General features: G+C 71.6%; 42 protein-coding genes. All 42 read right to left on the bottom strand.

Going from position 1 to position 23,070, the window contains the following annotated elements:
• Window positions 1-566, bottom strand: a 566-nt coding sequence (locus M1P99_RS28395) for a hypothetical protein (protein ID WP_304455980.1), incomplete at its 3' end; no start/stop codon positions are given.
• 3 nt (window positions 567-569) lie between these two features.
• Complete coding sequence (locus tag M1P99_RS28390; RefSeq protein ID WP_304455979.1) at window positions 570-734, bottom strand: hypothetical protein; 165 nt, start codon at window positions 732-734, stop codon at window positions 570-572.
• Between the two features lie 9 nt (window positions 735-743).
• Window positions 744-1,016, bottom strand: a complete 273-nt coding sequence (locus M1P99_RS28385; protein WP_304455978.1) for a hypothetical protein — start codon at window positions 1,014-1,016, stop codon at window positions 744-746.
• Window positions 1,016-1,333, bottom strand: coding sequence for a hypothetical protein (locus tag M1P99_RS28380; protein ID WP_304455977.1), 318 nt, complete (start codon window positions 1,331-1,333; stop codon window positions 1,016-1,018). The genes M1P99_RS28385 and M1P99_RS28380 overlap by 1 nt, the downstream gene beginning before the upstream one ends.
• Window positions 1,334-1,397: 64 nt before the next feature.
• Complete coding sequence (locus M1P99_RS28375) at window positions 1,398-2,660, bottom strand: phage major capsid protein (RefSeq protein WP_304455976.1); 1,263 nt, start codon at window positions 2,658-2,660, stop codon at window positions 1,398-1,400.
• 71 nt (window positions 2,661-2,731) lie between these two features.
• A complete protein-coding gene (locus tag M1P99_RS28370; protein ID WP_304455983.1) occupies window positions 2,732-3,634 on the bottom strand; it encodes an HK97 family phage prohead protease in 903 nt (300 codons plus the stop codon).
• Window positions 3,635-3,647: 13 nt separating this feature from the next.
• Window positions 3,648-4,343, bottom strand: a complete 696-nt coding sequence (locus M1P99_RS28365) for a hypothetical protein (protein ID WP_304455975.1) — start codon at window positions 4,341-4,343, stop codon at window positions 3,648-3,650.
• A gap of 5 nt (window positions 4,344-4,348) precedes the next feature.
• A complete protein-coding gene (locus M1P99_RS28360) occupies window positions 4,349-5,746 on the bottom strand; it encodes a phage portal protein (protein WP_304455974.1) in 1,398 nt (465 codons plus the stop codon).
• Window positions 5,734-6,111, bottom strand: coding sequence for a hypothetical protein (locus tag M1P99_RS28355; RefSeq protein WP_304455973.1), 378 nt, complete (start codon window positions 6,109-6,111; stop codon window positions 5,734-5,736). Before M1P99_RS28355 ends, M1P99_RS28360 begins: the two co-directional genes overlap by 13 nt.
• 10 nt (window positions 6,112-6,121) lie before the next feature.
• On the bottom strand, window positions 6,122-7,951 hold the full coding sequence (locus M1P99_RS28350) for a terminase large subunit (RefSeq protein WP_304455972.1): 1,830 nt from the start codon (window positions 7,949-7,951) through the stop codon (window positions 6,122-6,124).
• Complete coding sequence (locus tag M1P99_RS28345) at window positions 7,920-8,408, bottom strand: phage terminase small subunit P27 family (RefSeq protein ID WP_304455971.1); 489 nt, start codon at window positions 8,406-8,408, stop codon at window positions 7,920-7,922. Before M1P99_RS28345 ends, M1P99_RS28350 begins: the two co-directional genes overlap by 32 nt.
• 156 nt (window positions 8,409-8,564) lie before the next feature.
• Window positions 8,565-8,930, bottom strand: a complete 366-nt coding sequence (locus tag M1P99_RS28340; protein ID WP_304455970.1) for a hypothetical protein — start codon at window positions 8,928-8,930, stop codon at window positions 8,565-8,567.
• Window positions 8,931-8,940: 10 nt separating this feature from the next.
• The gene (locus tag M1P99_RS28335; protein ID WP_304455969.1) at window positions 8,941-9,423 is read right to left on the bottom strand and encodes a hypothetical protein; all 483 of its coding nucleotides are present in this window, start codon (window positions 9,421-9,423) and stop codon (window positions 8,941-8,943) included.
• A 16-nt stretch (window positions 9,424-9,439) separates the two neighbouring features.
• Window positions 9,440-9,634, bottom strand: a complete 195-nt coding sequence (locus M1P99_RS28330) for a hypothetical protein (RefSeq protein WP_304455968.1) — start codon at window positions 9,632-9,634, stop codon at window positions 9,440-9,442.
• The gene (locus M1P99_RS28325) at window positions 9,631-9,957 is read right to left on the bottom strand and encodes a hypothetical protein (RefSeq protein ID WP_304455967.1); all 327 of its coding nucleotides are present in this window, start codon (window positions 9,955-9,957) and stop codon (window positions 9,631-9,633) included. The genes M1P99_RS28330 and M1P99_RS28325 overlap by 4 nt, the downstream gene beginning before the upstream one ends.
• 72 nt (window positions 9,958-10,029) lie before the next feature.
• Window positions 10,030-10,365, bottom strand: a complete 336-nt coding sequence (locus tag M1P99_RS28320) for a RyR domain-containing protein (RefSeq protein WP_304455966.1) — start codon at window positions 10,363-10,365, stop codon at window positions 10,030-10,032.
• 2 nt (window positions 10,366-10,367) lie between these two features.
• Complete coding sequence (locus M1P99_RS28315) at window positions 10,368-10,601, bottom strand: hypothetical protein (protein ID WP_304455965.1); 234 nt, start codon at window positions 10,599-10,601, stop codon at window positions 10,368-10,370.
• Between the two features lie 416 nt (window positions 10,602-11,017).
• Window positions 11,018-11,227: a hypothetical protein gene (locus tag M1P99_RS28310; RefSeq protein ID WP_304455964.1), complete on the bottom strand. Its 210-nt coding sequence runs from the start codon at window positions 11,225-11,227 to the stop codon at window positions 11,018-11,020.
• A 91-nt stretch (window positions 11,228-11,318) separates the two neighbouring features.
• On the bottom strand, window positions 11,319-11,579 hold the full coding sequence (locus tag M1P99_RS28305; RefSeq protein WP_304455963.1) for a hypothetical protein: 261 nt from the start codon (window positions 11,577-11,579) through the stop codon (window positions 11,319-11,321).
• A 50-nt stretch (window positions 11,580-11,629) separates the two neighbouring features.
• Window positions 11,630-11,989: a DUF6221 family protein gene (locus tag M1P99_RS28300; RefSeq protein ID WP_304455962.1), complete on the bottom strand. Its 360-nt coding sequence runs from the start codon at window positions 11,987-11,989 to the stop codon at window positions 11,630-11,632.
• Window positions 11,976-12,206: a hypothetical protein gene (locus tag M1P99_RS28295; protein WP_304455961.1), complete on the bottom strand. Its 231-nt coding sequence runs from the start codon at window positions 12,204-12,206 to the stop codon at window positions 11,976-11,978. Before M1P99_RS28295 ends, M1P99_RS28300 begins: the two co-directional genes overlap by 14 nt.
• Window positions 12,207-12,229: 23 nt before the next feature.
• A complete protein-coding gene (locus M1P99_RS28290) occupies window positions 12,230-12,910 on the bottom strand; it encodes a hypothetical protein (protein WP_304455960.1) in 681 nt (226 codons plus the stop codon).
• Entirely contained in the window at window positions 12,903-13,199 is a 297-nt protein-coding gene (locus M1P99_RS28285) for a hypothetical protein (RefSeq protein WP_304455959.1), read from the bottom strand. The genes M1P99_RS28290 and M1P99_RS28285 overlap by 8 nt, the downstream gene beginning before the upstream one ends.
• Window positions 13,196-13,549, bottom strand: coding sequence for a hypothetical protein (locus tag M1P99_RS28280; protein WP_304455958.1), 354 nt, complete (start codon window positions 13,547-13,549; stop codon window positions 13,196-13,198). The genes M1P99_RS28285 and M1P99_RS28280 overlap by 4 nt, the downstream gene beginning before the upstream one ends.
• A gap of 19 nt (window positions 13,550-13,568) precedes the next feature.
• Window positions 13,569-13,835, bottom strand: coding sequence for a hypothetical protein (locus tag M1P99_RS28275; RefSeq protein ID WP_304455957.1), 267 nt, complete (start codon window positions 13,833-13,835; stop codon window positions 13,569-13,571).
• Entirely contained in the window at window positions 13,832-14,122 is a 291-nt protein-coding gene (locus tag M1P99_RS28270) for a hypothetical protein (protein ID WP_304455956.1), read from the bottom strand. Before M1P99_RS28270 ends, M1P99_RS28275 begins: the two co-directional genes overlap by 4 nt.
• Window positions 14,119-14,691 (bottom strand): hypothetical protein, encoded by a 573-nt coding sequence (locus tag M1P99_RS28265; protein WP_304455955.1) that lies wholly within the window; start codon window positions 14,689-14,691, stop codon window positions 14,119-14,121. The genes M1P99_RS28270 and M1P99_RS28265 overlap by 4 nt, the downstream gene beginning before the upstream one ends.
• Entirely contained in the window at window positions 14,688-15,401 is a 714-nt protein-coding gene (locus M1P99_RS28260; RefSeq protein WP_304455954.1) for a hypothetical protein, read from the bottom strand. Before M1P99_RS28260 ends, M1P99_RS28265 begins: the two co-directional genes overlap by 4 nt.
• A complete protein-coding gene (locus M1P99_RS28255; protein ID WP_304455953.1) occupies window positions 15,401-16,114 on the bottom strand; it encodes a hypothetical protein in 714 nt (237 codons plus the stop codon). Before M1P99_RS28255 ends, M1P99_RS28260 begins: the two co-directional genes overlap by 1 nt.
• Window positions 16,107-16,595 (bottom strand): hypothetical protein, encoded by a 489-nt coding sequence (locus M1P99_RS28250; protein ID WP_304455952.1) that lies wholly within the window; start codon window positions 16,593-16,595, stop codon window positions 16,107-16,109. The genes M1P99_RS28255 and M1P99_RS28250 overlap by 8 nt, the downstream gene beginning before the upstream one ends.
• On the bottom strand, window positions 16,595-17,104 hold the full coding sequence (locus M1P99_RS28245) for a hypothetical protein (protein ID WP_304455951.1): 510 nt from the start codon (window positions 17,102-17,104) through the stop codon (window positions 16,595-16,597). The genes M1P99_RS28250 and M1P99_RS28245 overlap by 1 nt, the downstream gene beginning before the upstream one ends.
• Before the next feature lie 37 nt (window positions 17,105-17,141).
• On the bottom strand, window positions 17,142-17,825 hold the full coding sequence (locus M1P99_RS28240) for a hypothetical protein (RefSeq protein WP_304455950.1): 684 nt from the start codon (window positions 17,823-17,825) through the stop codon (window positions 17,142-17,144).
• Window positions 17,822-18,352 carry a hypothetical protein gene (locus tag M1P99_RS28235; protein WP_304455949.1) on the bottom strand — a complete coding sequence of 177 codons (531 nt, stop codon included), beginning with the start codon at window positions 18,350-18,352 and terminating at the stop codon, window positions 17,822-17,824. Before M1P99_RS28235 ends, M1P99_RS28240 begins: the two co-directional genes overlap by 4 nt.
• On the bottom strand, window positions 18,345-19,247 hold the full coding sequence (locus M1P99_RS28230) for a DUF5131 family protein (protein WP_304455948.1): 903 nt from the start codon (window positions 19,245-19,247) through the stop codon (window positions 18,345-18,347). Before M1P99_RS28230 ends, M1P99_RS28235 begins: the two co-directional genes overlap by 8 nt.
• A complete protein-coding gene (locus tag M1P99_RS28225) occupies window positions 19,244-19,561 on the bottom strand; it encodes a hypothetical protein (RefSeq protein ID WP_304455947.1) in 318 nt (105 codons plus the stop codon). The genes M1P99_RS28230 and M1P99_RS28225 overlap by 4 nt, the downstream gene beginning before the upstream one ends.
• On the bottom strand, window positions 19,558-19,881 hold the full coding sequence (locus M1P99_RS28220; RefSeq protein ID WP_304455946.1) for a hypothetical protein: 324 nt from the start codon (window positions 19,879-19,881) through the stop codon (window positions 19,558-19,560). The genes M1P99_RS28225 and M1P99_RS28220 overlap by 4 nt, the downstream gene beginning before the upstream one ends.
• Complete coding sequence (locus M1P99_RS28215; RefSeq protein WP_304455982.1) at window positions 19,878-20,057, bottom strand: helix-turn-helix domain-containing protein; 180 nt, start codon at window positions 20,055-20,057, stop codon at window positions 19,878-19,880. The genes M1P99_RS28220 and M1P99_RS28215 overlap by 4 nt, the downstream gene beginning before the upstream one ends.
• A 110-nt stretch (window positions 20,058-20,167) precedes the next feature.
• Window positions 20,168-20,452, bottom strand: coding sequence for a hypothetical protein (locus M1P99_RS28210; RefSeq protein WP_304455945.1), 285 nt, complete (start codon window positions 20,450-20,452; stop codon window positions 20,168-20,170).
• Window positions 20,449-20,928, bottom strand: coding sequence for a hypothetical protein (locus M1P99_RS28205; protein WP_304455930.1), 480 nt, complete (start codon window positions 20,926-20,928; stop codon window positions 20,449-20,451). The genes M1P99_RS28210 and M1P99_RS28205 overlap by 4 nt, the downstream gene beginning before the upstream one ends.
• Window positions 20,925-21,626 (bottom strand): ATP-binding protein, encoded by a 702-nt coding sequence (locus M1P99_RS28200; protein ID WP_304455929.1) that lies wholly within the window; start codon window positions 21,624-21,626, stop codon window positions 20,925-20,927. Before M1P99_RS28200 ends, M1P99_RS28205 begins: the two co-directional genes overlap by 4 nt.
• A complete protein-coding gene (locus M1P99_RS28195) occupies window positions 21,619-22,758 on the bottom strand; it encodes a hypothetical protein (protein ID WP_304455928.1) in 1,140 nt (379 codons plus the stop codon). Before M1P99_RS28195 ends, M1P99_RS28200 begins: the two co-directional genes overlap by 8 nt.
• A complete protein-coding gene (locus tag M1P99_RS28190; RefSeq protein ID WP_304455927.1) occupies window positions 22,758-23,066 on the bottom strand; it encodes a hypothetical protein in 309 nt (102 codons plus the stop codon). Before M1P99_RS28190 ends, M1P99_RS28195 begins: the two co-directional genes overlap by 1 nt.
• Window positions 23,067-23,070 lie beyond the last annotated feature (4 nt).

The following is a 23,070-nucleotide window of genomic DNA, read 5'->3' as shown; positions in this document are numbered from 1 at the left end:
CAGGCGAACCCCCGGTCGGGCATCCGATACCGGTCCAGGCGCGAGTCGTCGACCGGGAGCACCATCTGGCGCATCTCGGCGTAGGTCACCGCGACCTTGTTGATGGTCCGCGACTTCAGCTTGCCGCCGGGGTTGTCGACGGTGCGCACCGCCTGCTCCAGCGTGATCAACTTGATCACGCCGGGCACCGCGGCATCGGCGTAGCCGTGGTTGTAGGTGACCACGACCCCCTGCCGGGTGGTGGTCCACCGGGCTGGTCGGCCGCCGGACATACGGGCCAGCCGCCCGTCGGTGTAGACCAGGTAGTCGTCGCCGGCGGTGAGCGTCTGCCCGTCCTCCACGATGGAGGCGACCGACGTCAGGCGCAGGGTGGGCAGCAGCAGCACGTGATCGCCGCGGCCGTCCAGCGTGGCGACCTCATCTTCTTCCTGGGTGATGGACCAGCCGACGGCGTCGCGGATCTCGTCGGACACCGCGTCCAGCAGCAGCTGAGCGCGCGCGTCGTCCAGAGTCTGGTCGTCGATGAAGGTGCGCAGGTCACCGACAGCCGCAAACGCAGTGGCCACGGGTCAGTCCTGGGCGATGATGCCGCGCGAGCGCAGCGCAGCCAGGATGCCGTTGATCGCCTCGGCGTTGGCGGCGGCGTCCGCGGACACGTCGGTGGGCACGTCGGCGATGGCCGCGCCGTGCACGTAGGCGCCGGTGTCCTCGTCGAACACACTCGGTTCAGGCATGGTCGTCCCTCACAGCAGGTAGAGCACGAACTCGGAAGCGTTCGTGACGTCGCGGTCGATGAACACCCCGGTGGTGAAGTCCACCGCGGCCAGGCGATCGGCCGCGGTGTTACCAGCGGGGACGCCGATGACCGCGACCACGGGGCCCGTGTTGTCGGTGCCGTCGTGTAGGCGCACCACGGAGGCGGCCGACCCGGTCGCAGTGAAGGCGACCAGCGTGCCCGCCCCAGTGGCGGCCTGAACGCCGCCGGTGCCGGAGGCGACGTGCACAGGGCGGGCCATCAGGTGTCCTTGCCCTTGCCCGTGGCAGGGCCTTCGGAGGTGCCGTCGTCCTGCTTGTTCTCGGGCGGGGTGACGGCCTTGCCCTGCCGTTCACTGCCCGGTTTGCCCGCCGGACCGGTGGGCTTCTTCGCCGGGGGCTTCGCAGCCTTCTTGGGAGCGACGTCGCGGCCGGCACGGTCCAGCTCGACGGCGCGCCCCTGGCTGATCAGCTTCCGGGCGACCTGGTCGTCCAGGTAGTACTCGTGGTGGTTGTCCAGGTCGGCGTGCCTCTTCGGGGCGACCTCGATGCGCGTCGCCTGGGTCATCCGGACTCGCACGTGCTGTCCTTCCTCTGCGGATGCGGATCCGGGGCGGCGCCGAATCGGCGCCGCCCCGGGGCGGTCACAGCTTGTACCAGGCGAAGGCCTTGGGCCGGATGACGCCACCGCCGACGCGGTGCCGGAACAGCAGGCCCAGCTTGCCCTCCTCGGCGTAGCGCTCGGTCAGGCGGGTGACGGTGAGCCGTCGCCGGTCGGCGATCATGTAACCCTGTCGCAGGTCACCGAACATGATGCTCTTGTCGGTGCCCGCTCCGGCGCCGTCCACGGTCGTGGTGATGGCGGGGAGCCCGTCGACGGTGTAGGCCCGGTAGCCCATGAGCATGTCGGGCTCGCCCTCGGCGGTGTTGGGCTGCAGGAGGTAGCGGCCGTCGGCGTCCTTGAGCAGCGCGATCTTCTCTTCCGCGCTGGTGTGGTACAGCCAGGCGGCGTTGGCCTTGCGGCGGAACTGCGCCGGGACGGAGAAGATGGTGCGCTTGAGCTCGTCCCCGGCGACGGTCTCGCCGGCGGCGCCGGCCACGCCCTGGGTGATGGTCGCCGCCACCGACAGGCCCTGCGGCTGGCTGGTGCCGTTGCCGGACGCGAAGGCGTCGTCCTCCATCTCGGCGATCTTCAGGCTCAGCGCCTGGGAGATGACCGCTTCGAGGTCGTCGTCGGCGTCGTCGAGCTCGTCCACACCGATCTTGACCAGTGCGTTGAGGTCGAACACCTCGATGGTGTCCTTGTCGGCCGGGTCGGCGGCCAGGCCGTCGGCGGCGGTCGTGCCGGTCTCCAGCTTGCCCCAGCCGGCGGCGGCCACGTTGACCACGCCGATGTCCATCTTGTTGGAGCTGGTGGGCCGGACGGTGGCGAGGTTGCGGATCACGGCGTCCCGGGGCAGCTCCCGCAGGATGGTGCCGACGAAGTCCGCGGGGACCAGCACCTGGCCCTCGGTGTCCTCGACCAGGTCGGCCTTGCGTTCGTGCGACATGTGCGCGCCGCCCTTGCGCACGTAGTCCAGGAAGGCCTTGCGCTTGGCCTCCTTGCGCTGCTTGTCGGTGGTGTACACGCCGCCGATCTGCTCGACGGACATGCCGCCGCTCTCGGTGCCGCTGCCGCCGTCGGCGCCCATGTCGTGCTTGTAGTTGGGCGCGGCCAGGTAGTTGTCCAGGTCGGTCATCTTCGCTTCGCGCTCGACCTGCGCCTTGGACTTGGACGCCTCGCCCAGCAGAGCGTCGATCTTCTTGGTGACCTCCGCGGGCATCTTGGACTTGTCGGGAAACTCATCGTTGAGCGCGCGGGCCTGCTCGATGCACTGAGCCGCGCGCACCAGAAGCGGGTGGGCCATGGCCCCTCCATTCCTTCGTGCGCACACGAAAAAGGACCCGCATCAGCGAGCCCCTCGTGTGTCGTGTTCGGTTACCGGTTGCCGCGCAGGGAGGCCAGCTCTTCAGCCAGCTCGTCCGCGCGGGTGCTGCGCTCGACCCAGTCGCCGAGCGCGTCCAGACGGGCGCTCGTCCCCGCGTACTTCACGGGGTCGGCCACCTCGTCGGGATCCCGGCCTGCGAGCACGGCGTCCGCACGGTGCATCTTGAGCGTGAGTGAATCCGGGCCGGTGTGCTCACCGGTGTCCTTCTTCGGCTCGGCGCCCCCGTCAGCCCCGGCTTCGTCCTTCTCCAGGTGGGGTGTGGTGTCGGTCTTCTTCTCGGGCTGGCCGGGCTGCTCTGCGGCGCCCGGTGCCTGGTCTGTGAGGGGCGTGCCCCATGCGGCGATGGCCGCCTTGATCTCGGCCTCGTCGCCGCCGGCGGCGACCGCCCCGGCCACCACAGTGTCGATGGTCTCGGCGACGGCGCTCTTGACGGTCTGGATGATCGCGGCGGGGTTGGCGGGGAACACGACCGCGCTGACCTCCCAGAGCTTGACGTCCTCCAGGACGCGGACCCGCTTCTGGCCGCGGGTCTCATACCGCCACTGCAGGGGCTCGTAGCCGATGCTCATCTTGCGGACGTGGCCGTCCATCATCTTCTGACGGATGGCCTGGGAGTCGGCGTCGTTGGCGAACCGCACCTTGATCTTGAGGCCGCGGTTGTCCTCCTCGGCCTCGGTTAGGGTGCCCAGGACGTCGCGGACCGAGGCGCGGTGGTCGGCGAGGTAGGGCACCTCGCCCTTGGCCACGCGCCCGAGGCTGTTCTTGAACGCGCCCTTGGCGACGGTGTCGTACTGCAGGTCGACGTTGTTGAACGTCGAGGCGTACCCGGTCAGGGTGTTCTCATCGGTGTCGTCAGCGGCCTTCCATTCGACCGGCACGACGAGCGTTTGCATGGTCACGGTGTCCTCACTCGGTAGTGTCGATCTCCATGGAGCAGTTGCATCCTGCGCGCTCTTCGGTGTCGAGCACGGAGTCGCCGGGCCAGCGGGCACGGTTGCTGAACGTGGAATCCAGGGGCACGGTCTCGCCGTCGAGGCGGGCGTGGCTGCTGCGCGGGTTGGAGCCGGTCTTCCAGGTCTTGACCATGTCCAGACCGGTCTGCTGTCCCGCCTCGCGGGCTCCGAAGCCCTTCGCCGCGGTGACCTCGGTCTGCGCGATCTGCGGGGCGCGGCGGGTGAGGTAGCCGGCGAACATGCTGGCGATGTCTTCGGGGCCCTGCCCGGCGGTGAGCGCGGTGGCCAGGTCCTCGCGGGTCGTGATGTTGATGCTCGCGGCGACCGCGGCGGCGTGCACGGCCAGCCACTCGAACGTCCGCTCCTCGTCGTAGTCCTCCTCCTCGAACCCCGCGAGGCCGGCCATGATCGACGTGCCGGCCGCCACGGACACTCCGAGGGCGATGGAGTAGATGTCGGGGGCGAGGACCCGGTCCCAGCGGGACAGCGAGAACAGCTCGTCGACGCGGGCCTTGCGCGCGCCGGGCCGGTGCGACTTCGGGTCGGGCCACCGGGCGACGACGGCCGCGCGCTGCAGCTTGAAGAACGCGACCATGCTGCGGGTGGCGTCGCGCAGGTGCCGGGCTGGCACCCGCGGGCGGGCGGCCACTCAGCTCACCCCTCGGGCAGAGCAGCGAGCATGCGCCTGAGGTCGGTGTCGGACAGCGACGACTGTCCGGGCTCTCCGCCCTGGGCGTCGTCGTCCTCGTCACCCTCGTCCTCGTCGCCGTCCCCGGAGGCGGCGGGGTCCGCGAGGAGCGCTCCGCCGGTGGGGGTGCCGTCGGCGGTGGTAGGCACGACACCGGCTGGACGCAGGAACACATCGCCGCCGTCGACCAGCGGCATCCCGACGGTGCGCCGGAAGTCGTTGACCGTGATCGCCCCGGCCCGGAGCGCGGAGTTCGCGCGCTCCCAGATCGCCTGCTCGCTCTCCTTGAGCGCGAGCACCTCGGAGCGGTCCCAGCGCACCGCCACCCGGCGCGGGTTCGAGAACTGGGCGTCGTTGACCGCGGGGAGCAGGGCACGGACGATCACGTCCTTGAACCGCCGCTGCAGCGGCATGACCGTCTCTTCCCAGAAGCTCCGGCGGGCCTCCGCGTAGTTCGCGAAGGTGGACCGGTCCAGTCCGACCTTGGCGCTGATCAGGATCGGCTGCACTCCGAACGCCATGCAGATCCGCGACTCTGCGATGGTGCGCAGGTCCGGGAACTCCAGCTTGTCCAGGTCGAGCCCGAGGACCTTGGCGTCCATGCCCTTCTGCAGGACGGCCGGTTCGCCGCGGCGGGCACCGCCGAACTTCTGCTTCCACTTCGTGACGAGCCGCTCGGCGTTGTCCTCGTCGAGCTGCTGCTGGACGGTGATGATCGTGCCGGGCACCGCACGGTTCTGCAGCAGGGCCTTCACGAAGTCGGTGGCCTCGTTGTCGAGGGCGACCGCCCGCAGCGCGGGCCGCAGCGGCGGCTGCCCGACGAGAGGGTCCACGGGGTTGGGCAGCCGGAACGCGATGACGTCCTCGCCGAGGTCGACGATCCTGCCGCCTGCGCCGGCGAGGAACCCGAACCGCAGGCGGCCGTTGGGCTGGAGCCAGAACCGGACGAGGTCGGGGCGCAGCGGCCAGAGCTGGACGGGGCGCCCGGCCTGGTCGCGGACGATCTCCCAGAACGCCGTGCCCGCCAGCATCATGTGGATGACCGTGAGCTCGAACAGCTCGAACTCCGACAGGATCGGGTTCGGGTCCGCGAGCAGGCGGCGCAGCGGGTGGTTCTCCTTGGCCTCCCCCAACCCGTCGGGGCCGTACACACGCAGGACGGCCTCGGGCATCGAGGTGGCCAGCTCCATGATGCAGGCGTAGACGAGCTCGTTGCGGCCGAACCCGTGCGCGGCCGCGGAGAGGAACCCCGAGCTCGGGTACAGCGGAGCTCCGGGGCCCAGGTTCAGCGTGGGCGACAGCCCACTGGCGCCTGCCGCCTTCGTCTCGGGCGGGCCGCTGAGCCACCCCATCAGGCGTTCCACCCGGTGAGGATCGACAGCGCGGCCATCTCGACTCCCGCGGTGACGGCGACAGCGCCGGCGCCGATGGCCGTGGTCGCCGCTGCGGCGGCGAGCAGCCCGACTCCGAGGGGCAGCACGATCGCGCCGACGACCATGGTCGTCACGGCGATGGTGCGCCGGGGCATCTGGCGGGTGCGGGCCAGCGCCGCGCGGACGCTGGCCGCGGCGGCCTTGGTCCGCGCGGTGACGTCGTCGGCGCGCACCTGGCCGGAACCGGCGGGGGCGAGCAGCCACACCAGGGCCCCGAGTGCGAGCAGGGCCCACCCGGGCCCGGTGAGCATCCAGGTTCCGGCGGCAAGGCAGGCCACAGCAGCCCATCGGTGCATCGCGTGCTCCTCAGAAGATGTCGGCCTGGGGCAGGTTGTCGGCGTCGCGGGCGGCCTCGGCCAGGCGGCCGTCGACGGCGAAGATGACGGCGAGCATTCCGTCGATCCGCAGCCCGGACTTGTGCCGGTTGGGCTTGACGGGGCGGACCCGGTCCGGGTCGTCGCGCGGGCTCTTGGCTTCGAGGTTGTCGGCCATCCACCGGGCGACCGGGTTGCCGAAGGTCGCCAGCTCACGGCCGATGAGCAGCCGCTTGAGCTCGTTCATCGGGGCGGTCATCTTGTCGAAGGTCGTGCCCGACTCCACCATCTCCAGGCCGGTGCGGCTCTGCACCTCCTGGCGGACCGGCTCACCCGACCAGCGGTCGTAGGTGACGTCGACGATGGCGTACCGGGCGTGGTCTTCCTCGATGTCGGCGTAGACGGTCTCGTAGTCGATGACGTCGCCTTCGGTCGCGGTCACCCACCCGGCGGCCACCCACTGGGAGAACTTCCCGTCGGTGTGCTCGTCGAGGGCGGGCAGGACCGACTCGGGGGCCCAGAACCGCCAGACCACGCTGCCGTCCGCGAACAGCAGCGCCCACGCGGTGAGGTCCAACTTCGAGGACAGGTCGAGGCCGGCCCAGCACTTGCGGCCTTCGAGCTTCGGGACGATCCAGTCGGGGGTCGCGGCGATCTCACCCGTGTTCGCGTCCCACAGGTCCATGGTGATCCAGCGCGACGCCTGCTGAACCCTCTGGTTCAGCGAGAACTGGCAGAACGAGTTGGCCTTGGTCGGGTCCGTCTTGGCGTCGAGGGCTTGGCGGCGCATCGCATCCAGGGACTTGAACTCACCCAGTGCTGGGTTGGGCCACTTCCAGTTCGCCTCGTCCCACGGGTCCAGGGACACCGGCAGGTCGGGGTGGTGGGGGAACGTCTTGCGCAGCCGGTCGAGTTCCTCCTGCGAGCGCGGCATCTTGCGGACGTAGGCGAACACGTGCGGCGCGCGGGCCGGGTCGGCCTGGATCTGCTCGGCCTCGTCGATGAGGTCGGCGCCGAAGGACGCGGAGTCGTTCGTCTCCGTCGTGATGGCGAACAGCAGCTCCTGGAGCCGCGCACCGACCGCCGTGGTCAGCGCCGCCCACAGCGACCCGTCGCGCTGGCTCAGAACCTCGTCGAGGCAGAACCCGTGCGGGTTGTGCCCGAGCTCGCCGTCGGCGTCCGCCGTGATGATCTCGTAGTAGGACGCCGTGCGCTCATCGACCAGACGGCGCGCGTTCTTGGCGTGCTTGATCCGGGCGGACAGCTTCGGCTGGAGCTGCATCATCCTCAAGGCGGGCTCGAAGACTTTGCCGGCCTGCTTGGTGTCGGCCGCCGCGCCGTAGACCTCCGCGGACTCCTCGTCGTCACCGACCAGGAGGTAGAGCAGCAGTCCTGCCGCGAGCTCGCTCTTGCCGTTCTTCCTGGCGAGGACCACGTAGGCGATCCGGTACCGGCGGACGTAGCAGCCGTACTCGGCGGACCAGACGACCTCGCCGAAGAGGGGCCGCACGATCTCGTGCTCCTGCCAGGCCTTGAGCACGAACGGCTTGCGCCGGTGTGGGCCCTTGGTGTGCACGAGCAGCTCGGCGAAGAACGCGACCACCCGGTCGGCGCGCGGCTCGCAGTAGTGCGCGCCCTTCTTCTCGCACTGCTGGCCCCGGAAGGTGTACCCGCACACGTCACCGCGGCGCGTGCGCGGCCGCCACCGCCGTTCGTGGTCCACCACCAGCGTGCGCGGTCGGCGCGGCCGGCGCCCCGCGGGCGTCGCGCGCTTGGCGCGCGGCGCCGGGCTACCCGGTGAGGAGGTCGTCCTTCGCGCCATGCGCGTCGCCTCCGATGCTGAGCGACGCGCGGTCCGACGGGGTCAGCCCGTACCGGGCGCCGTACCGGGCGACGATCTCGGCGTAGTCCTTCAGCGCCGTCAGCGCTGGGTTCTTCACCGTGCCCCGGGCGCCCGCGATGGTCAGCCCCTCGCGGGACACGGTCATCGCGGCCCGGCGGTGGCCGACCACGGCGTCGCAGAACACCGCGAACGACTCCACGTCCCACGCGGTCAGGACGCCCTGGCGGATCAGGTCCGGGGTCAGGCGGTGCCACACGTCCAGGGCGCTCTCGACCCCGTCCTTGGCTTCGGCGTCCAGGTCCAGCAGCCACTCGGGCGGCGCGATCTCGCCCTCGTCGGGGATCGGCTCGCCGTCGTTGATGCGGTCCGGGCGGTCGCCGTGCAACACCTTGAGCGAGGTCGGCTTCGTGGGGCGGCCCTGTCCTCCACGTCCCATGACGACCTCCCTGCTCTCATCGCTGCACAGATTCGGATCTTTTGTCGGCGAGGACGCGCAGTCACCAGGGCGTTTGCTCGGCCTGCTCCCCCAGGTCGGCGACCCACCCCCTCCCCCCTGTGGATACCGGGGGTCGGCGGGGTGATCGAACCGGCCTTACCTGCGGTTCCACCCACCGGGCTGGTGTTGGGCGGTCTCGGAGGAGTGACACGGGCGGCAGAGACCGCGGCCGTACTCGGGGTCGTTGGGGTCGAGCCCTCGGGCCACCAGCTCCTTGCGTGAGAGCGGGTGATGGTCGGCCTGGGTTGCTGGGTCGCCGCACAGGACGCAGTCGGGGTCGCGGGCGAGTACGCCGGCGCGGAAGCGGTCGCGGTGCTCTGCTCCGTACCCCTGGGCGGTGCTGGTGCCTCGTGCCCTCTCGCCGCGCCTGCGCATGCGTGTGCGGCACTGGGGTGAGCACTGGCCGTCGGGTCCCTTGAGCTTCCTGCAGCGGGTGCAGCGGCGGGGTGCTCTGCTGGGCACGGCTGGCTCGCTACTCGGGGTCGGGCCGGTACACGGCCAGCTGCTCGATGCCAGCGAAGATGGCGGCGTCGACGCCGGGCATGCGGTGGGCGACGTCGGCCTTGAGCTTCGCGGCCGTCTCCGCGGTGATGACCGCCTTGCTGCGCAGGATGAGGGTGTCGCCGGGGCGGACGACCTGGGGGTCGCCGTGGGCGCTGCGCATGAGGGGCGTGCCGGTGGCGGCCACCTCGGCGGTGAGCGCGGCGAGGCGCTGGTACTTCTCCTCGGTGGTGTGCCCGTCCCAGGTCGGGCCGTCGTCCACGGTGGGCACGTGGGCGAACAGGTCGAGGTCGTCCGGGCTGAGGTGCCAGCTCATCTGGCCGTGCGGGGTGTCCACGTAGATGAGCGACCAGCCCGGCGTCTGCGGGTCCCCATCGGGGACGATGACGGCTGGGTACTGGGCGGCGAGGAGCGCGACGAGTGCGGCACGCTCGCGGTAGACGGCGTCGGGCATGGGCGGGCCTCTCCGGTCAGGCGCTCAGGGCGTAGTCGTCTAGGACCGGCCATGCGTAGGCCAGCCAGTTCAGGGCGGCATTCCAGCTCACCGCCTGGTGCAGGCTGATCTCCTCGCCTGGGCGGTGCACGATGACCCGCCAGGGAGTCTCAGGGCAGATGACCTGGTGGCCACGGCGGACCTCGGCCTTGTAGATGCGGTAGCGGCTCACGGCTCGAACGCGATGAGCTTCAGCTCGGCGCTGGCGACGTCGATCGGGACCGAGGTGCCGTACAGGGCGGGCGAGAGCGACCCGAAGGTGCGCGTGGCCCCGGCGGGGATGGACACCACGGTGTCGTCGACGGCCTTGCCTCCGACGGTGATGGGCGTGCCGAGCGTCAGGTCGAGCGCGCTGGCGTCGTTGTTGCGCACGCGCAGGATGGTCTTCCCGGTGTTGGGGAGCGCGTGCTGGTTGACGGCGTCTCCGTCGGTCTCGGTGGGGTCGGCGACCCCGGCGTCCGACAGAGTGGTGACTGGGATGGTGACGCGCGGCATGGCGACCTCCGGTGGTGTGTGGGTACGCGTGTTCGATCAGCGGTCGTCTGCCGCCGGCGTTCGTGTCGGGTGTCAGCGGAGGGCGGCCACGATGGCGTGGAAGAGGGCGTCCTTGCGGCGCTGGTCTTCCGGGAGTTCCTCGTAGGGCACCAGGCACGGGTGGGTGCGGTCCTCGAAGGACTTGATCGGGCCGTACTTCCACCCGTCGAAGCGCTTGTGTGCGCACCACGATTCGTGGAGCTGTGCAGGGGTGGCGCCGTCGAGGGCCTGCTCGACACCGACAAGCGCGGACTCGTGCTGCCACTCGGGGGCTTCGTCCCACGGTGGGGACACGGCGGGGTCACCGGTGACGACCTGGTAGGCGCGGTTGGCGTCGTAGCAGACGCGGGCGATGCCGGCGTGGTCCATGTTCAGAGCCTGCTCTCGGGCTGGAAGACGGATCTCACGAGCCACATGAAGCCCTGCTGAAGGTTCGTGCGGCCGAGTTCGAGCATGCGCTGGTCGACGCCGTCGCGGGCCTGGAGCTCTGCGACGAGGTCCCCGAGCTCGTTCTCCGCGGCCTTGACGCGGTTGACGATGTCGATGCGGTCCTGCGGGTGCTGCCGGTATCCGGTGACCGCGCCGGGCGCCTGCGGGTCGGCCATGGTGGAGTGCCTCCTCGGGCAGCCGCCAGTCCTCACCTGCAGTGCGGGTGGGGCTGGGAGTGTGGTGCCCCGCCCTCCAGGAGCCGCCCCGGGTGGGGCGGTGGGCGGGGCTGTACCCGGCACGGCGGGACGCCGACGGGTTGGGTTGCCGGGTACGACGTGGGGCCCGCTGTGTGCCGGGGCGGGCCGGCCCGGCCGGGGCGCGACTCCCGGTACTGCGCGGGTGAGACAGAGGGCCCGGCGCCACCAGGAGCAGGAGTTAGGTTCTTGGTGGGGCCGGGCGGGCCGGGAGGTCGGCGTGCCCGCGGAACGGGTGTCGCTCAGGCTTCCCGGGGCATACGAAACGCCCGGGGCCTGTGGCCGTCCGGGCGTTGGGTACACGTATTCAACTCTGAGTACAGGATATGCCACGCCCTCTACGCTGCGCAACCAGGGGCGGGGCGGGTGCGGGCAGTGCGCCGCTCGCGTTCGACCTCGAACAGGTCGGCGGCGTTGACGTGCCCGAGTCGTTCGGTGAGGCGCCCGGACAGGATCCACCGTTGGATGGTGCGGAGGCTGACTCCGGCCGCCTCGGCTGCCTCGGCCCGGTTGTACCAGCGCTGCCGCGGGTCGGTGTGATCGAGCATTGTGACCCCCTTCATCCAGCAGGGCAGCCTACCCGCTGGATGAGGGAGGAGCGGCTGGGGGCGTCACCGGGGCCTCTGGCGGTCGTATATGTCAGAGCAGGTCGTGCTGTTCAGCGAGCGCGCGCCCGGCGTCGGTCAGTCCGCCGAAGTTCAGGACCATGGACGATGATCCTTGGTCGGTGCCGCCGCGGGCCACGTGGGAGAAGGCGCGGTAGCTGCGGTCGAGGGAATCGACCGCAGCTTCCACGGTGCCGGTGCTGACGTTCAGGTCGCGTGCTACCGCACCGGGCATCAGGATGTCGTGCGGTGCTGCTACGACGGCTTCAAGGACACGTATCTGGAGGTCTGTCATGGGTTCACGGTAGGCCTATCGGGCCCGGGAGACTTCGGAACTGTCGATCTTCACGGACGCCACTGCTCCCGGTAGTCCGAGTGGTCGACGTAGGGCACGGCCATGGCCCTCGCGATGGCGTAGGCCTTGGTCCAGCGCCCCAGCTCCGCGCCGAGTTCCGGTGCGGCGACTTCCCCGGAGGCGGCTTCGAGGTCGGGGCGGATGATGTCGAGCATCCACCGCTTCGATGCGAGGTCTCGGCGCAGCCACGCCACCTCGCGGTCCACAGTCCCCCAGTCACCCGTCAGCACGGCGTTGACAGCGGTGCCGCCCAAGGTGGCCGCGGGCGAGTTGGGCGGTCCGCTGGTCGCGTCTTCGAGGGCGCCTTCGTATTCGTCCAGGCGCGCGGCCAGGAACTCAGTGATCGTCATGGTGCTCTTCTCCTCGGTGCTTGGCGAGTGCGTACAGGTACGCGTACTCGCCGCCTTCGTATGCCCAGTCACAGTCCGGCTCTGGGCACAGGCCCATGCCGGGGCTCATACGGATCAGGAGGCCGTCGGGGTCGGGGCGGTGGCCTGGGAGACGGCCGCCGCCGACGTCCCAGCGTGGTCGGCGGAGCAGACGGCGAATCGCGTCGATGATGCTCACGGGGTTCCTCTCGTCGGAGCCGGTCACCACACGTCCGGGATGTCCACGGGCTCTTCGCCCTCCACGAGGATCGCGACCTTGCCCAGGTACCGGGCGACATCCGTCACGGAGTCCCAGGACGCCTGGACTTCCACGGGCCAGTCGGGGCCTTCCAGGAGCTTCCGGGCGAGCTGGTGCGCGGTCATCTGCTCGCCGTCCGCAGCTTCGGCTCCGTCCTTGTACCTGCGGAGCTTGGCCAGTGCCTCATCGCGGGCTTCGTCGGCTCCGTCCCGCTGGTTCGCGAGGTCGCGCACGCCTCGCGCTCCGAGCGGGTATTCGATCCCGGCGTCTCGGAGCGCCTGGTCGATGCGATCGAGTTCGGCCCCGGCGTCAGCGGCGGCTTTCGCGGCGTCCGCCCCGGTGGGCAGGGCGCTGGTGAACCACGCGACGATCTGGTCACGTTGGGCGTCGGTGAGTTCCAACCCGGAGGTCGGGGCGTCGGCGGTCGGGTTGGCCACGGTGCGGTCCTCCTGGGTTCGGATGGCGGCGATCCCGTCCACGGGCATGCCGTACACGTACTCGCGGGCAGGGTCCTGCCGATCCGGGTGGACCGGTTCGGGCATCAGGACGGCGGATCCGGGTGGGACCTGCTCGGCCGTGACCTCGGTGAATCCGAACGCGGCGAAGGGGGTGTGTGGCCCGCTCGGGCGGCCAGTGTCACTCACCGGGGGCCTCCTGGTCCGCGCATCCGCTGATGGAGAACTCGCCGGTACGCATGACGCCGGCCCACCCGGTGCCGTAGGCGGCTCGGTCTGCCATGACCATGGGGTCGGCCGGGTTCTCTGCGGCCTGCCGGTAGCCGTCGTGCCAGCCCTCCAGGTAGGCGGCCCAGCGGGTGGCGTCCTCGGGTTTGCAGACGTGTGCGGGGTCAGCGATGCCGCCGGTGTGCTGGATGGGCTGTCCGCACTCCCAGCAGGTGGCGGTGAAGTCGGTGATCGCGGGTTCGTAGCTCATTCTGCGGAGTCCTCCTTGCGCGGCTTCTTCTGCAGGCTCTCGACCAGGCCGACGACGCCGAACAGGGCGAGCAGCGCGCAGGCGACAGCCGCGGCGATCCACCATCCTCCGAGGGTGAAGAGCCAGGCGGCCAGTCCACCGAACACCGCTGCGACTCCTCCTCCGAGGGTCGCGCCCGCGGGGTCGCGGCGCGCGCTGCGTGCGGCGCCGGCCTGGGTGCGGATGCCGGCGGGGGTGCGGTCGTCGATCCAGGCCCGTTCGACGTCGATGCCGGCGTCGTGGAGGGCGTCGACGGCGCGGCGGCGTGTGTCGTCGTCCGCGCCGGTGATGGTGATCCACAGTGATCCCATGGGGTCTTCTCCTTCGTGGTCAGGTGGTGGCGTGGGGGTCGAGGCCTGCGCACGCTCCGTCGGGCAGGCGGTCGCCGTCGGCGTGCTCGACGGTCCACATTGCGGGGCCGTCGACAGCGACCAGTCGGCCGACCGGCCAGGTGGCGGGGCGCGGGTCTTGGCCCTCGGGGGCTGCGGTCAGGGTCAGGTCGTAGTCGACGAGCACGGCGCCGCACCAGGCGCACCGCTGGCGCAGGTGCGGGCCGACCTGGATGTCGAGTCCGGCGATGTGTATGACGTCGGTCATCGGTCGCTACCTCCGGCGGTGCAGGGGGTCATGTTCTTGCCGCAGTCCTGGCACAGGCTCGCGACGACGCCTGCGCCCCACACGGTGATGTCGGAGACCTCCCGGTTGTGGTCGCAGGCGTCCTGGCGGGCTATCCGGGCGCGGAGCTGTTCGAGTTCGGCTCCGAAGCTGGCCGGGAGCTGGGTGTCGCAGGCCGGGCAGAGGTAGGCGAGGGTGTCGCCGGTGACGGCGGATTCGACTGGTAGGGCGTCGGCGTGCCGGCAGAGCGCTCGGGTGGTTGTGGTCATGCCCGCCTCCCGGTGCGCGAGGGCGCGCGTCGGACGCTGATGCGCCGGGGGTCGGGGCCGCGGCGGTGGTGCGCGCGCGGTCGCCTGGCGGGCTGGTCGGTGAAGGTGACCCACGCCTTCGGGTCGGGTTCCTGCGGCGGGCACGGGCACAGGACCCAGCGGTTTCCCCGGAATTGCCGGTAGGCGGTGCGCACGGCTTCCTGGGCGGCCTCGAAGGCGGGCCGCAGCGCTTCCCGCGCCTCGTTGACCTGGGCGCGGTAGTGCGTGACGAACAGCCGCTGGAGCCGGGCCACGTCGTGCCGGGACATGGCCAAGCGGACGGTGCTCGACTGCGGGGGCAGGTTGTCGCGTAGCTCCCGCAGCGCCGCCACGGCGTCGGCCGGGCCGGCGTTGGAGTGCACGACGAGCTGGCGCGGTACGTCGAAGGCGTCCGCGACCCGTTCGGGCGTCAATACGGAGGCGGCTCGTTCGTCGCTGCCCCAGGGAGCGCTGCGCATGGCGTCGGCGGACACCGCCCAGTCGGTCAGGGTGGTGTCGATCAGTTCGAGGACCTCGTCGGCGCCGCTCATGAGGCGGCCCGCTGGGCCCGGTCGACCACGTAGGTGTCGTACTCGTCGGTGGACATGACCCGGCCGCAGTCGGCGCCCTCGCAGCGGACCAGGTCGCGGTCGACCTCATGCACGAGGGTGCGGCGGTCGCATCTCGGGCACGGGAACGGCTTGCGCTTGCCCTCGGGGCGGGCCTTGGCCAGGGCCTGCAGGTGGCGCTGCCACCGCAGCACCGACTGACCGAATCCGACACTGCCGGGGTCGGCGAGGATGCTGTCCAGGTGTGCGCTGAGCCAGGACACGACGACGGTCAGGGCCGGGGCGCCGCGGGACCGTTCGGGCCGGGTGCCGTACCCGCGGGCCTCGCGCCACTGGGCCTCGATGCGGGACAGGTACCCGTACAGCTCGTCGAGGACGTCAGCGGCCGGGCTGGGTGAGGGCGCCGCCTGGGAACCGCGGACCCGGTCGGAGTCGTCGGTGCGGGTGCGGTACCCGTCCGAGGTGGCCGCGATCAGGGGTGCGAGGTTGTCCAGGTCGGCCAGGGCGCGGCGGATGCCGCCGGTGCAGGACCGGCACCACACCGGTTCCCCGGGGGTGGGGATGATGTCGGGCGGGATGGGCCGGTCTCCGCGCGTGTCGGGGTCGGATTCCTCCCAGGTGGTGAGGGCGTTGACGAACGCCTCGCGGCCTTGTCGCCAGGTGCGGTTGCAGGGTCCTTCGCAGACGCTCATCAGCGCTCATCTCCTTCGAGTCGGTGGCGGTCGTGGGTGGGCCGGGCCCTCAGGGCCGGGGGCGTGCCGCCGTGACCCGGGTGCACGTGGCCGAGGTCGCGCCAGCCCTGCGTAGCGAGGTCGACTTCGTCTGCGGTTGGCTCGATGACACCCCACCGGATGTGGTGCCGGCCGGGCAGTTCTGTGGGCCGCAGGTGACTGCCCGGGGCCAGCGCGGGCGCGCCGAGTCCCGTTGGCCGGTGGGCGATGGCCGTGACGAGGGTCCCGCGGTTCTCCGGGCGGCCCGCGACCTCGATGACGTAGCCGATCTCCAGGCCGGGGATCAGCCGCCACTCCGGGGCGTCGCGGAGCCAGTCGGCCAGGCGGCGGCGAGCCCACTCAACGGCTTCCTCGGCGGGCGCCGATGGGTCGATGTAGAGGGACGCCCACCCGTATGCGCGGTGCCCTTCGGGCACGAAGTAGCCCAGGCCTCGGAGAATTGGGGCCGGGGTCTGGCACTGGTTGCTGCCGTCGCAGTGCTGGCGCCCGCAGTCGCATTCGGGCCGGTCGGGGCGGCGGCGCATGTCCGGGTCGGTGTCGGGTTCGGCGGTGGCCGGGAGGCCGGAGGAGTCCACGCCGCCGGGCGGCGGCGCCCAGGTCATGGAGTCGAAGCTGCCGTGCCAATCGATGAGGGCGTCGTCGATGCGCCGCAGGGTGTCGTCGGAGTCAGGCACCGGGCACCTCCCCGGAGGGAGCATGCCGGGCGCCCGCGGGTATCGCCGCCAGCGCCCTCTCCCGAGCGAGGCGTTCCGGCGTCATCCCGAACGGGCGGAACCGCCCGCAGAACACGCACGTGCCGTGGGACTCGTGCTCCGGAAGCGGGTCGTCGCACAGGCACGTGGCGTGGGCGTCGTGGATGCGGATGCAGTCGCCGTGGAACAGGTGGATCTCACCGCGCCACCACGGCGCCCTGGGCGTTCCGGGGTGTCCGGTGTTGACCGGGTCCATCCGGCGGTGCCGCCCGCGGCACCAGGCGCAGCGGGTGAGCAGGCGCCGCCGGAGGCTGATCAGCGGGAGGCTGTGGATCCGCCAGTGGTGGACGTGCCACCGCCATCCGGGGCGTGATGTGCAGGAGTGCCGTCCGGGGTCGGCGTCGACGTGCCAGACGTCGAGAAGGCGGCCGAGCTCGAAGGCGAGGGTCTTGGAGCCACGCATCAGGCATCGCCCTCCTCGTGCGCGGCTGTCCACCCGGTGGCCTCCTGGTAGGCGTGCGCGAGCTCTTCGAGGTTGGGGTCGGCGTCGTCGAGCTGGCCGCGGCTGTGGTGGTAGTCGAGGAGGACACATTCGACCGTGGACCGGTAGAGGATGACGCGGTCGGCAGCAGACTCGGGGTCCCCGATGTGGGCACCGTGGAGGGCGGTCAGGGTGCGGTCCGCTTCCTCCAGCGCACGGAGCCGGTCAGGGTCGACCTCGCTCAGGAGCTGCTGGACACGCGCGGCCGACGTCTGCAGGCGCTTCTCCATGGCGTCGGACCACGCCTGCTGCTCGGAGAGGGAGGATTCGAGGGCGTCCGCGCGCTTGCGGGCGGCCTCCCGGTCAGCTTCGAGGCGTTCGACCTCGGGTGCGATGAAGTCGGCCGCGAGGCGGGCGTACTGCTCGGCGTCAAAGCCGCTCGGGTGCCCCTGCTTCATGTGCTGCAGGATCCGGGTGTAGAGGCTGCTCATCGGCTCTCCATGAGGTCGGCCAGGCGGGTGGGCAGGGTCATGAGACCTCCAGGTCGAAGAGGGGCGCCTGCACAGCGGCAGGCTGCGGGGCCGGGGCGGTCGCCGCGGCGGGGCGGTGCGTGCGCGGGGTCGGCGCAGCCGTCGGCGGCGTCGCGGTCTCGCAGGAGCACGCGCACTCGCGGGGCGCCGTCCACACCAGGTAGCGGGAGCCCTCAGCCCAGAACAGGTCCGAGCCGCCGCTGTCGCGGATCCACGTCTCGTGGAGCTCGGGCCATGACCAGCCGGAGCAGCCGCCGTGGTAGCCGCGGGCGCACCCGCCGCAGACGGGGGCGGCCAGGTGCAGGCACTTGTCCTGCCCCATGACGTGCGGTTGGAGCGAGCGGCGCCCCAGGCGCGGCTGGTGGATCTCCGCGAGCACCTGGTCGGCGACCTCGATCGGCATCGGGGACGGCATCCGGCGGCTGTTGCACTCCCAGCAGCGGCACGTCGGACGGCAGGCGTGGCCGACGATCCAGACGGCTACCCCGGCGAGCCGGGTCTCCGGCCGCGGGGCGGGGTCGGGGCTGTAGTCCTCGCGGCAGTCCTCGCACTGGGCCCACACGCAGGGGCACGAGCACGGGCACCAGTCCGGCCAGCCGCGCTCGGCCACGACGCGGCCGACGAGCACCTGCTCGCGCACCGCGCGGGCCTCCTCCTGGCCCATCGGGAAGGGCGTTCTCATTGGCCGGCCCCCGTGGCTTCCTCCTCCTGGGCGTCGAGGCGCATTTGAAGGTCGGCCTGCTCCAGGGTCACGCGGGTGATGGCGTGCGCCAGGAGCAGGACCATGTGGCGGACGTGCCCGGGGATCGGGTCGATCCGCACCTCGGGCACATCCGGGAAGGGCTTGTGGTTGCGCTCGAAGTGGTCGAGCACAGCGTCGAGGCCGGCGGGGCGGCACCAGTCCTCGGTGGCGTACTTCTGGCGGGCGCGGAGCCGGGACACCTCAGCGTCGAGTTCGGCGATGCGCTCGTTGCGGGCGGTCACGTTCATCCGGAGCTCAAGGACTCGGGCCCGGAGGGCGCCGGCCTCCCCCACAGCCGCGCCGGCCTCTCGGAGGACGGGTTCGACCACGGTCATCACGGCGTGCGCCCGGTGGGCGGCCTGCATCAGGGCGTGCTGGCGGGCCGTCTCGGAGTCGGTGCTGGGCTCTATGTACAGGGCCTCCGCGATGGCGGCAGCTAGGTCGCGGGGGTCGGTCTGGTCAGGCATCCGGGCCTCCCGAGGTGGGCTCGGGCATCTGCCGCACTCGCAGGTCTTCGGGCCAGGTGCCTGGGTCGCCGCCCTTGCCGCCGACCTCGTGCTCGCGCGCCCACACAGACCCGAGCTGCTTGACGAAGACCGCGGCGCCGGCTCGGCGGGCCTGGTCTCGCAGGTCACGCACCCATTCGAGGTCGAGGGGGCGGGCGCCGGGCCCGGACTCACCGCCGATGATCACCCAGTCCGGGAGGACTAGGTCGGGGCACGGGCCCGAGCAGAACCCACCCGCGAAGTCGTGGGTAGGGCAGTGGGCGTGCCCGCGGTGGAGGCGGACGGGTCCGATCAACGGTTCAGCGGAGACGAATCGGGTGGCGGCCGGGGTCTCCATCAGGGCGGGGATGCGGATGTTGGCCCACTTCTGGTTCTCGGCGCTGACACCGAGCCAGATGTTGCGCGGCGGCCGATCCACGGTGGCGGCCAGCGGGGCCACGTCGAGCGGTTCGGTGGCGAACTCGCCGGAGAGGTAGCGGCGGACGAACGACTGCATCCTGGCGTGGCGCTTGGTGAGTACCTGGAAGGTGTGACGGTGCGCGGTCTGCATGACGTCGAACACCCGCGCGATGAACTCGTCCGGCACATGAGCGTGGAACAGGTCGGACATGCTGTTGACGAACACGGTGCGCGGCGACCGCCAGCGCAGGGGCGCGGTCAGCACGTCCTCGTGCACGGCCAGCCCGAACCCGGGACCGGAGGTGCGCTCTGGCCCGTCGGTCTGGTACTTCGCCAACCCCATAGCCTTCAGGCGTCCGGCCATGGTCAGCGCGTAGCAACGGTCGCATCCGGGGCTGACGCGGTCGCATCCGGTGGTGGGGTTCCACGTGACGCCGGTCCACTCGATGCTGCTCATGATCGGCTGCTCCTCGCGGTAGTGCGGCGGTCCTCCGTGAGGTCGATCAGCGCGCCCTGGAACGCGCCCCGCGATCCGGGCCGCGCCGGGTCGTAGTGGCCCCGGTGCGTGCCGCACGCGGGAGGGCAGGGGTTAACGCGGAGCCATCCGGCGCGGATCGTGTCCCACTCCCAGTGGTGCGGCACGGCGTAGCCCGGGTTGCTGGCGAGCAGGTCGGACAGCCGATCTTGGACCTGCTCGTCGGTAGTGCCTCGGATGAGGGCCATGGGGCCGTCGTCGGTGGAGAGGACCTGGGCGGTGGGGTGCTTCCTCACGGCTGCTCCTTCGTGCCGGGCCGGCGCGCCAGGGTGGCGTCGGTCGTGCGGCGGATACGGGCGGGCCAGCCGTCGGGGACGTCACCAAACAGGTCGGGGCGGGCGACGTCGGCGACGGGCCGGGCGTCGGACTCCATGGGCCAGTCGTCGTAGGCCTCGTCCTCGCACGGGCACGGCGTGCGCAGCTCGGCGACGGCATCGGCGAGGGCGAGCACGGCGTGCGCCGTGGCCATCTGCGCCTGGGCCAGGGCCCATGTGCCATCCGACTCCTGCGGGGCCTCGGCCAGCTTCTTCTCGGCGTTCTCACGGTGGCCGCTCATCGGGCTCCCCCCGCGGATTCGATGGCCTCGACGGCCACGACCGGGATCCGGTAGCTGCGGCCGATGCGGACCGAGGCGATGGTGTCCGACTGGCACATCCGGTAAACGGTCATCTGCGACAGGCGCAGGCGGTCAGCGACCTCCGCCACGGTGAGGAACGTCGACGACCGCCGCAGCCGCTCGGCAGGGCGGCACAGGTGCGGGGCGAGGACCCGCATGATCACGTCGAGCTGGTGGTCATCGACGGTGTGCGGCTCCAGGTCCTTGCGGATCTTGTCGTGGATGGTCATGGCGTCTGGTCTTCCTCGCTCGTGAGCTGCTTGCGGATACGGGCCGCGTAAGCGCGTGCTTGTGCGGGTGTGGCCGGGCCGTCGCCGGGGCGGTGGGCGGCCGGTGGAACGGGCCGGACGGAGGGCACGTACCGCCAGCCCAGTGCGGCCAGCTCGGCGAGCAACGACTCGGCGCACGGCTCCGGGTCGGCCCTGTCGGCCCAGGCGGCGTGGTCGCGCTCGGAGATGCGGCGGGCCATCAGCTCGATGGCCTCGGCGCGGGCCTGCTCCCTCGTGGTCACGTCGGACTCGCCTCCCCGGCGGTGTCGGTGGCGGTCAGCTCGATGGCGACCCAGTCGACGTCGTCGTCTCCGAGGAGCAGGCCAACCTCGGTCGGCTCGTACACGGCGCCGGTGCCGTCGGGGTCGGTGTCGGTGAGCACGACGGGCAGGTGCCCGTGGCCTTCGGCGAGGAGCACACCGAGTTCCTCGTGGAGGTCGGCGGCGGTCATGGCGGTTCCCTTCGTCGGGGCCGGCGCCTGGGCGGCGGGCTGGGTCCACCCGAGGGTGAGCAGGCGGCCGATGATCCGGCGGGCGGTGGACTCGGCCGTGGGCGTGGCCCCGTAGATGGGGCACGCGGCCGGGTCCTCCAGGCGGCTCACGGTGACCTCGTCGGCGACCTCGATCTCGATGGCCGCGCGGCGCACCGCGTGCTCGACGGGGTCCTCGCCCTGGGCGTAGGCGTGGCGGGCGATACCGTCCTCGATGTGCTCGGTCACGTCGTCCTCCGGTCGGGGCCGTCGAAGTGGTAGCGGACGGTCATGCCGAGCAGCCGGGAGGCGATGCGGTCGTCGCACACCTGGGCCAGGCCGCCCGGCGGGATGTTGCTGGTGAAGACGGTGGGCAGCATGTGGGTGTCGCGGTGGTTGACGATCCGGTAGGTGATCTCCTCGGTCCACACCGAGTCGCTCGCGGTGCCCAGGTCGTCCAGGAGCAGCAGCGGGATCGTCATGATGCGGCGCATCCGGCGCTCGCGCTCCAGGCCGTCGCCGGCCCCGGGGCGCAGGGCGGCGTACAGGTCAGGGAACGTCGACCCGATGAACCCGAACCGGGTCGGGCCGGACAGGGCGATCCGGCGGATCGCGGCGTAGGCGGCGTGGGTCTTGCCGGTGCCGGTGTTGCCCCACAGCAGCAGCGACGGCGCGGTCTTGGGTGAGGCAGCGACCTGGTCGGCCCACGCGAGCACGCCGGGGTGGTCGGTGGTGGCGCCCGTGTACCGGGGCGGGCAGGCGGCGTCGAACCGGCCGAGCGCGCTGAGGACGCGCTGCCGGTGGTGGTACTCGGGGTGGCCAGGCTCGTCCGGCGACGGGAAGTCAGCGACCGCGCCGGGCGTGGTGTCCTCGCCGCGCTCGGCGATGATCCGAGACAGGCGGGCGAACAGGTCGCCGCTGGCGGTCAGGGTGGTGGGTTCAGACATGGGTTCCTCCTCCGTGCATCGACCACGAGCCCGCCTGCGGGAACGGGTCGGGGTCGCCCTGGAAGGCCTGGTTGCGGTAGGGCTGGCGGCCGTTGCGGGCGGCCGACTGTGCGGGTTCGTCCTCGTCGTCCCAGCGGCCCTGGTGAAGCCAGGTCGCCGGGTGCGGGATGAACTTGGGGTCGGCGCGCGCCTGGGCTGCGGCGAACCGGTGGGCGGCGTCGATGATCACCTGCGGGTCGACGGTCTTCACGGCCGTCCGGAACTTCTGCTCCGCGGCCTTGCGTCCGACCTTGCGCGGGTAGGCGTCGTAGAACTCGGCGAAGCGGGCGTTGCGTTCCCGGGTGATGACGGCCTTGGTCGTGGGGTCGCTCTCGTGAGCGGAGCGGACGCCGGGGTCTTCCTGCGCGGCCGAGTCGACAGCGTGCGAGCCTCCCCCCGCACCCCCCTGCTCCCTGCCACCTGCCACCTGCCACCTGCTACCTGCAAAAGCGGCAGTCGTCCCGGACTCGTCCGCGCCGCGCGCAGACTCATCCGCGCCGATCTGCGCAGACCCGTTGACCTGCGTGTTCGCCTGGTCCAGGTCGGATTCGTCCGTGGGCGTCCCGCTGGTGGGCTCCGCGGCGGCCGCCTGGCCGCTCTGGGGCTGCTGCATGCCGGGCGCGGACCCCTCCCGAGCGCCCTCCGAGGCGTCGCGGGTGTTCGATTCGCGGCGCGCAGCCTCATCCGAGCCGCGCGCGGACTCGTGTGCGCGAGGCGCGGGCGGCTCCGAGTCGGGCTCGGGAGGATCGGCGTCCTCCGGAGCGGGCAGGCGCGACGGGACCTTCGCGGCCTCCAGACGCTGGTGCTTGGAGAGCTTGGGCAGGAACAGGTACGGGTCACCGTCCGCGACGTAGCGCACGATGCGCCCCGCGGCCGCCAGCTCCTCCAGCAGCTCCTCGACGGCTTCGTCGTCGAGGTCGTCCTCGTAGGGGAACACCCGGCCCTTGATGAGTCTGGCGTCGCCCTGCACCCGGGCGTGCTCGTCCGAGTGGTTCCACAGGCCGATGTACAGCAGACGGCCGTCCCGGGACACCGACCGCGCCAGCTTGCGGTCGTCCCAGAACTCCGGCTTCACCGAGCGAATGCGAGCCATCAGCGACCCCTGTGCCGGACGCGCTGCCAGAGGGTCGCCGGACGCCACCGCAGCCCGATCGTGCACACGCCCCGGTCGTGGTAGCCGTAGCGGTCGCACCAGTCGCAGGCGTCGCCGAGGCGCCACAGGGCGCGGCAGGTGTCGCACCTCCACAGGTCGCCCTGGTCGCCGTCGGCGAGGGTCTCGGTGTGGCTGTCCGGGAGCGTGCTGGCCGAGCCGTCGGCCGGCACGGGCAGCTTCCAGGTGACCTCACGCGTCGGCAGGTCGCACTCGTGCTTCTGGGATGGATCGCGGCGGCGTACCCACATCGCG

Source organism: Nocardiopsis sp. YSL2 (assembly GCF_030555055.1).
Taxonomy (GTDB): domain Bacteria; phylum Actinomycetota; class Actinomycetes; order Streptosporangiales; family Streptosporangiaceae; genus Nocardiopsis.
The sequence above is the reverse complement of the archived record's forward strand: the minus strand, read 5'-3'. Positions and strand labels throughout refer to the sequence as shown.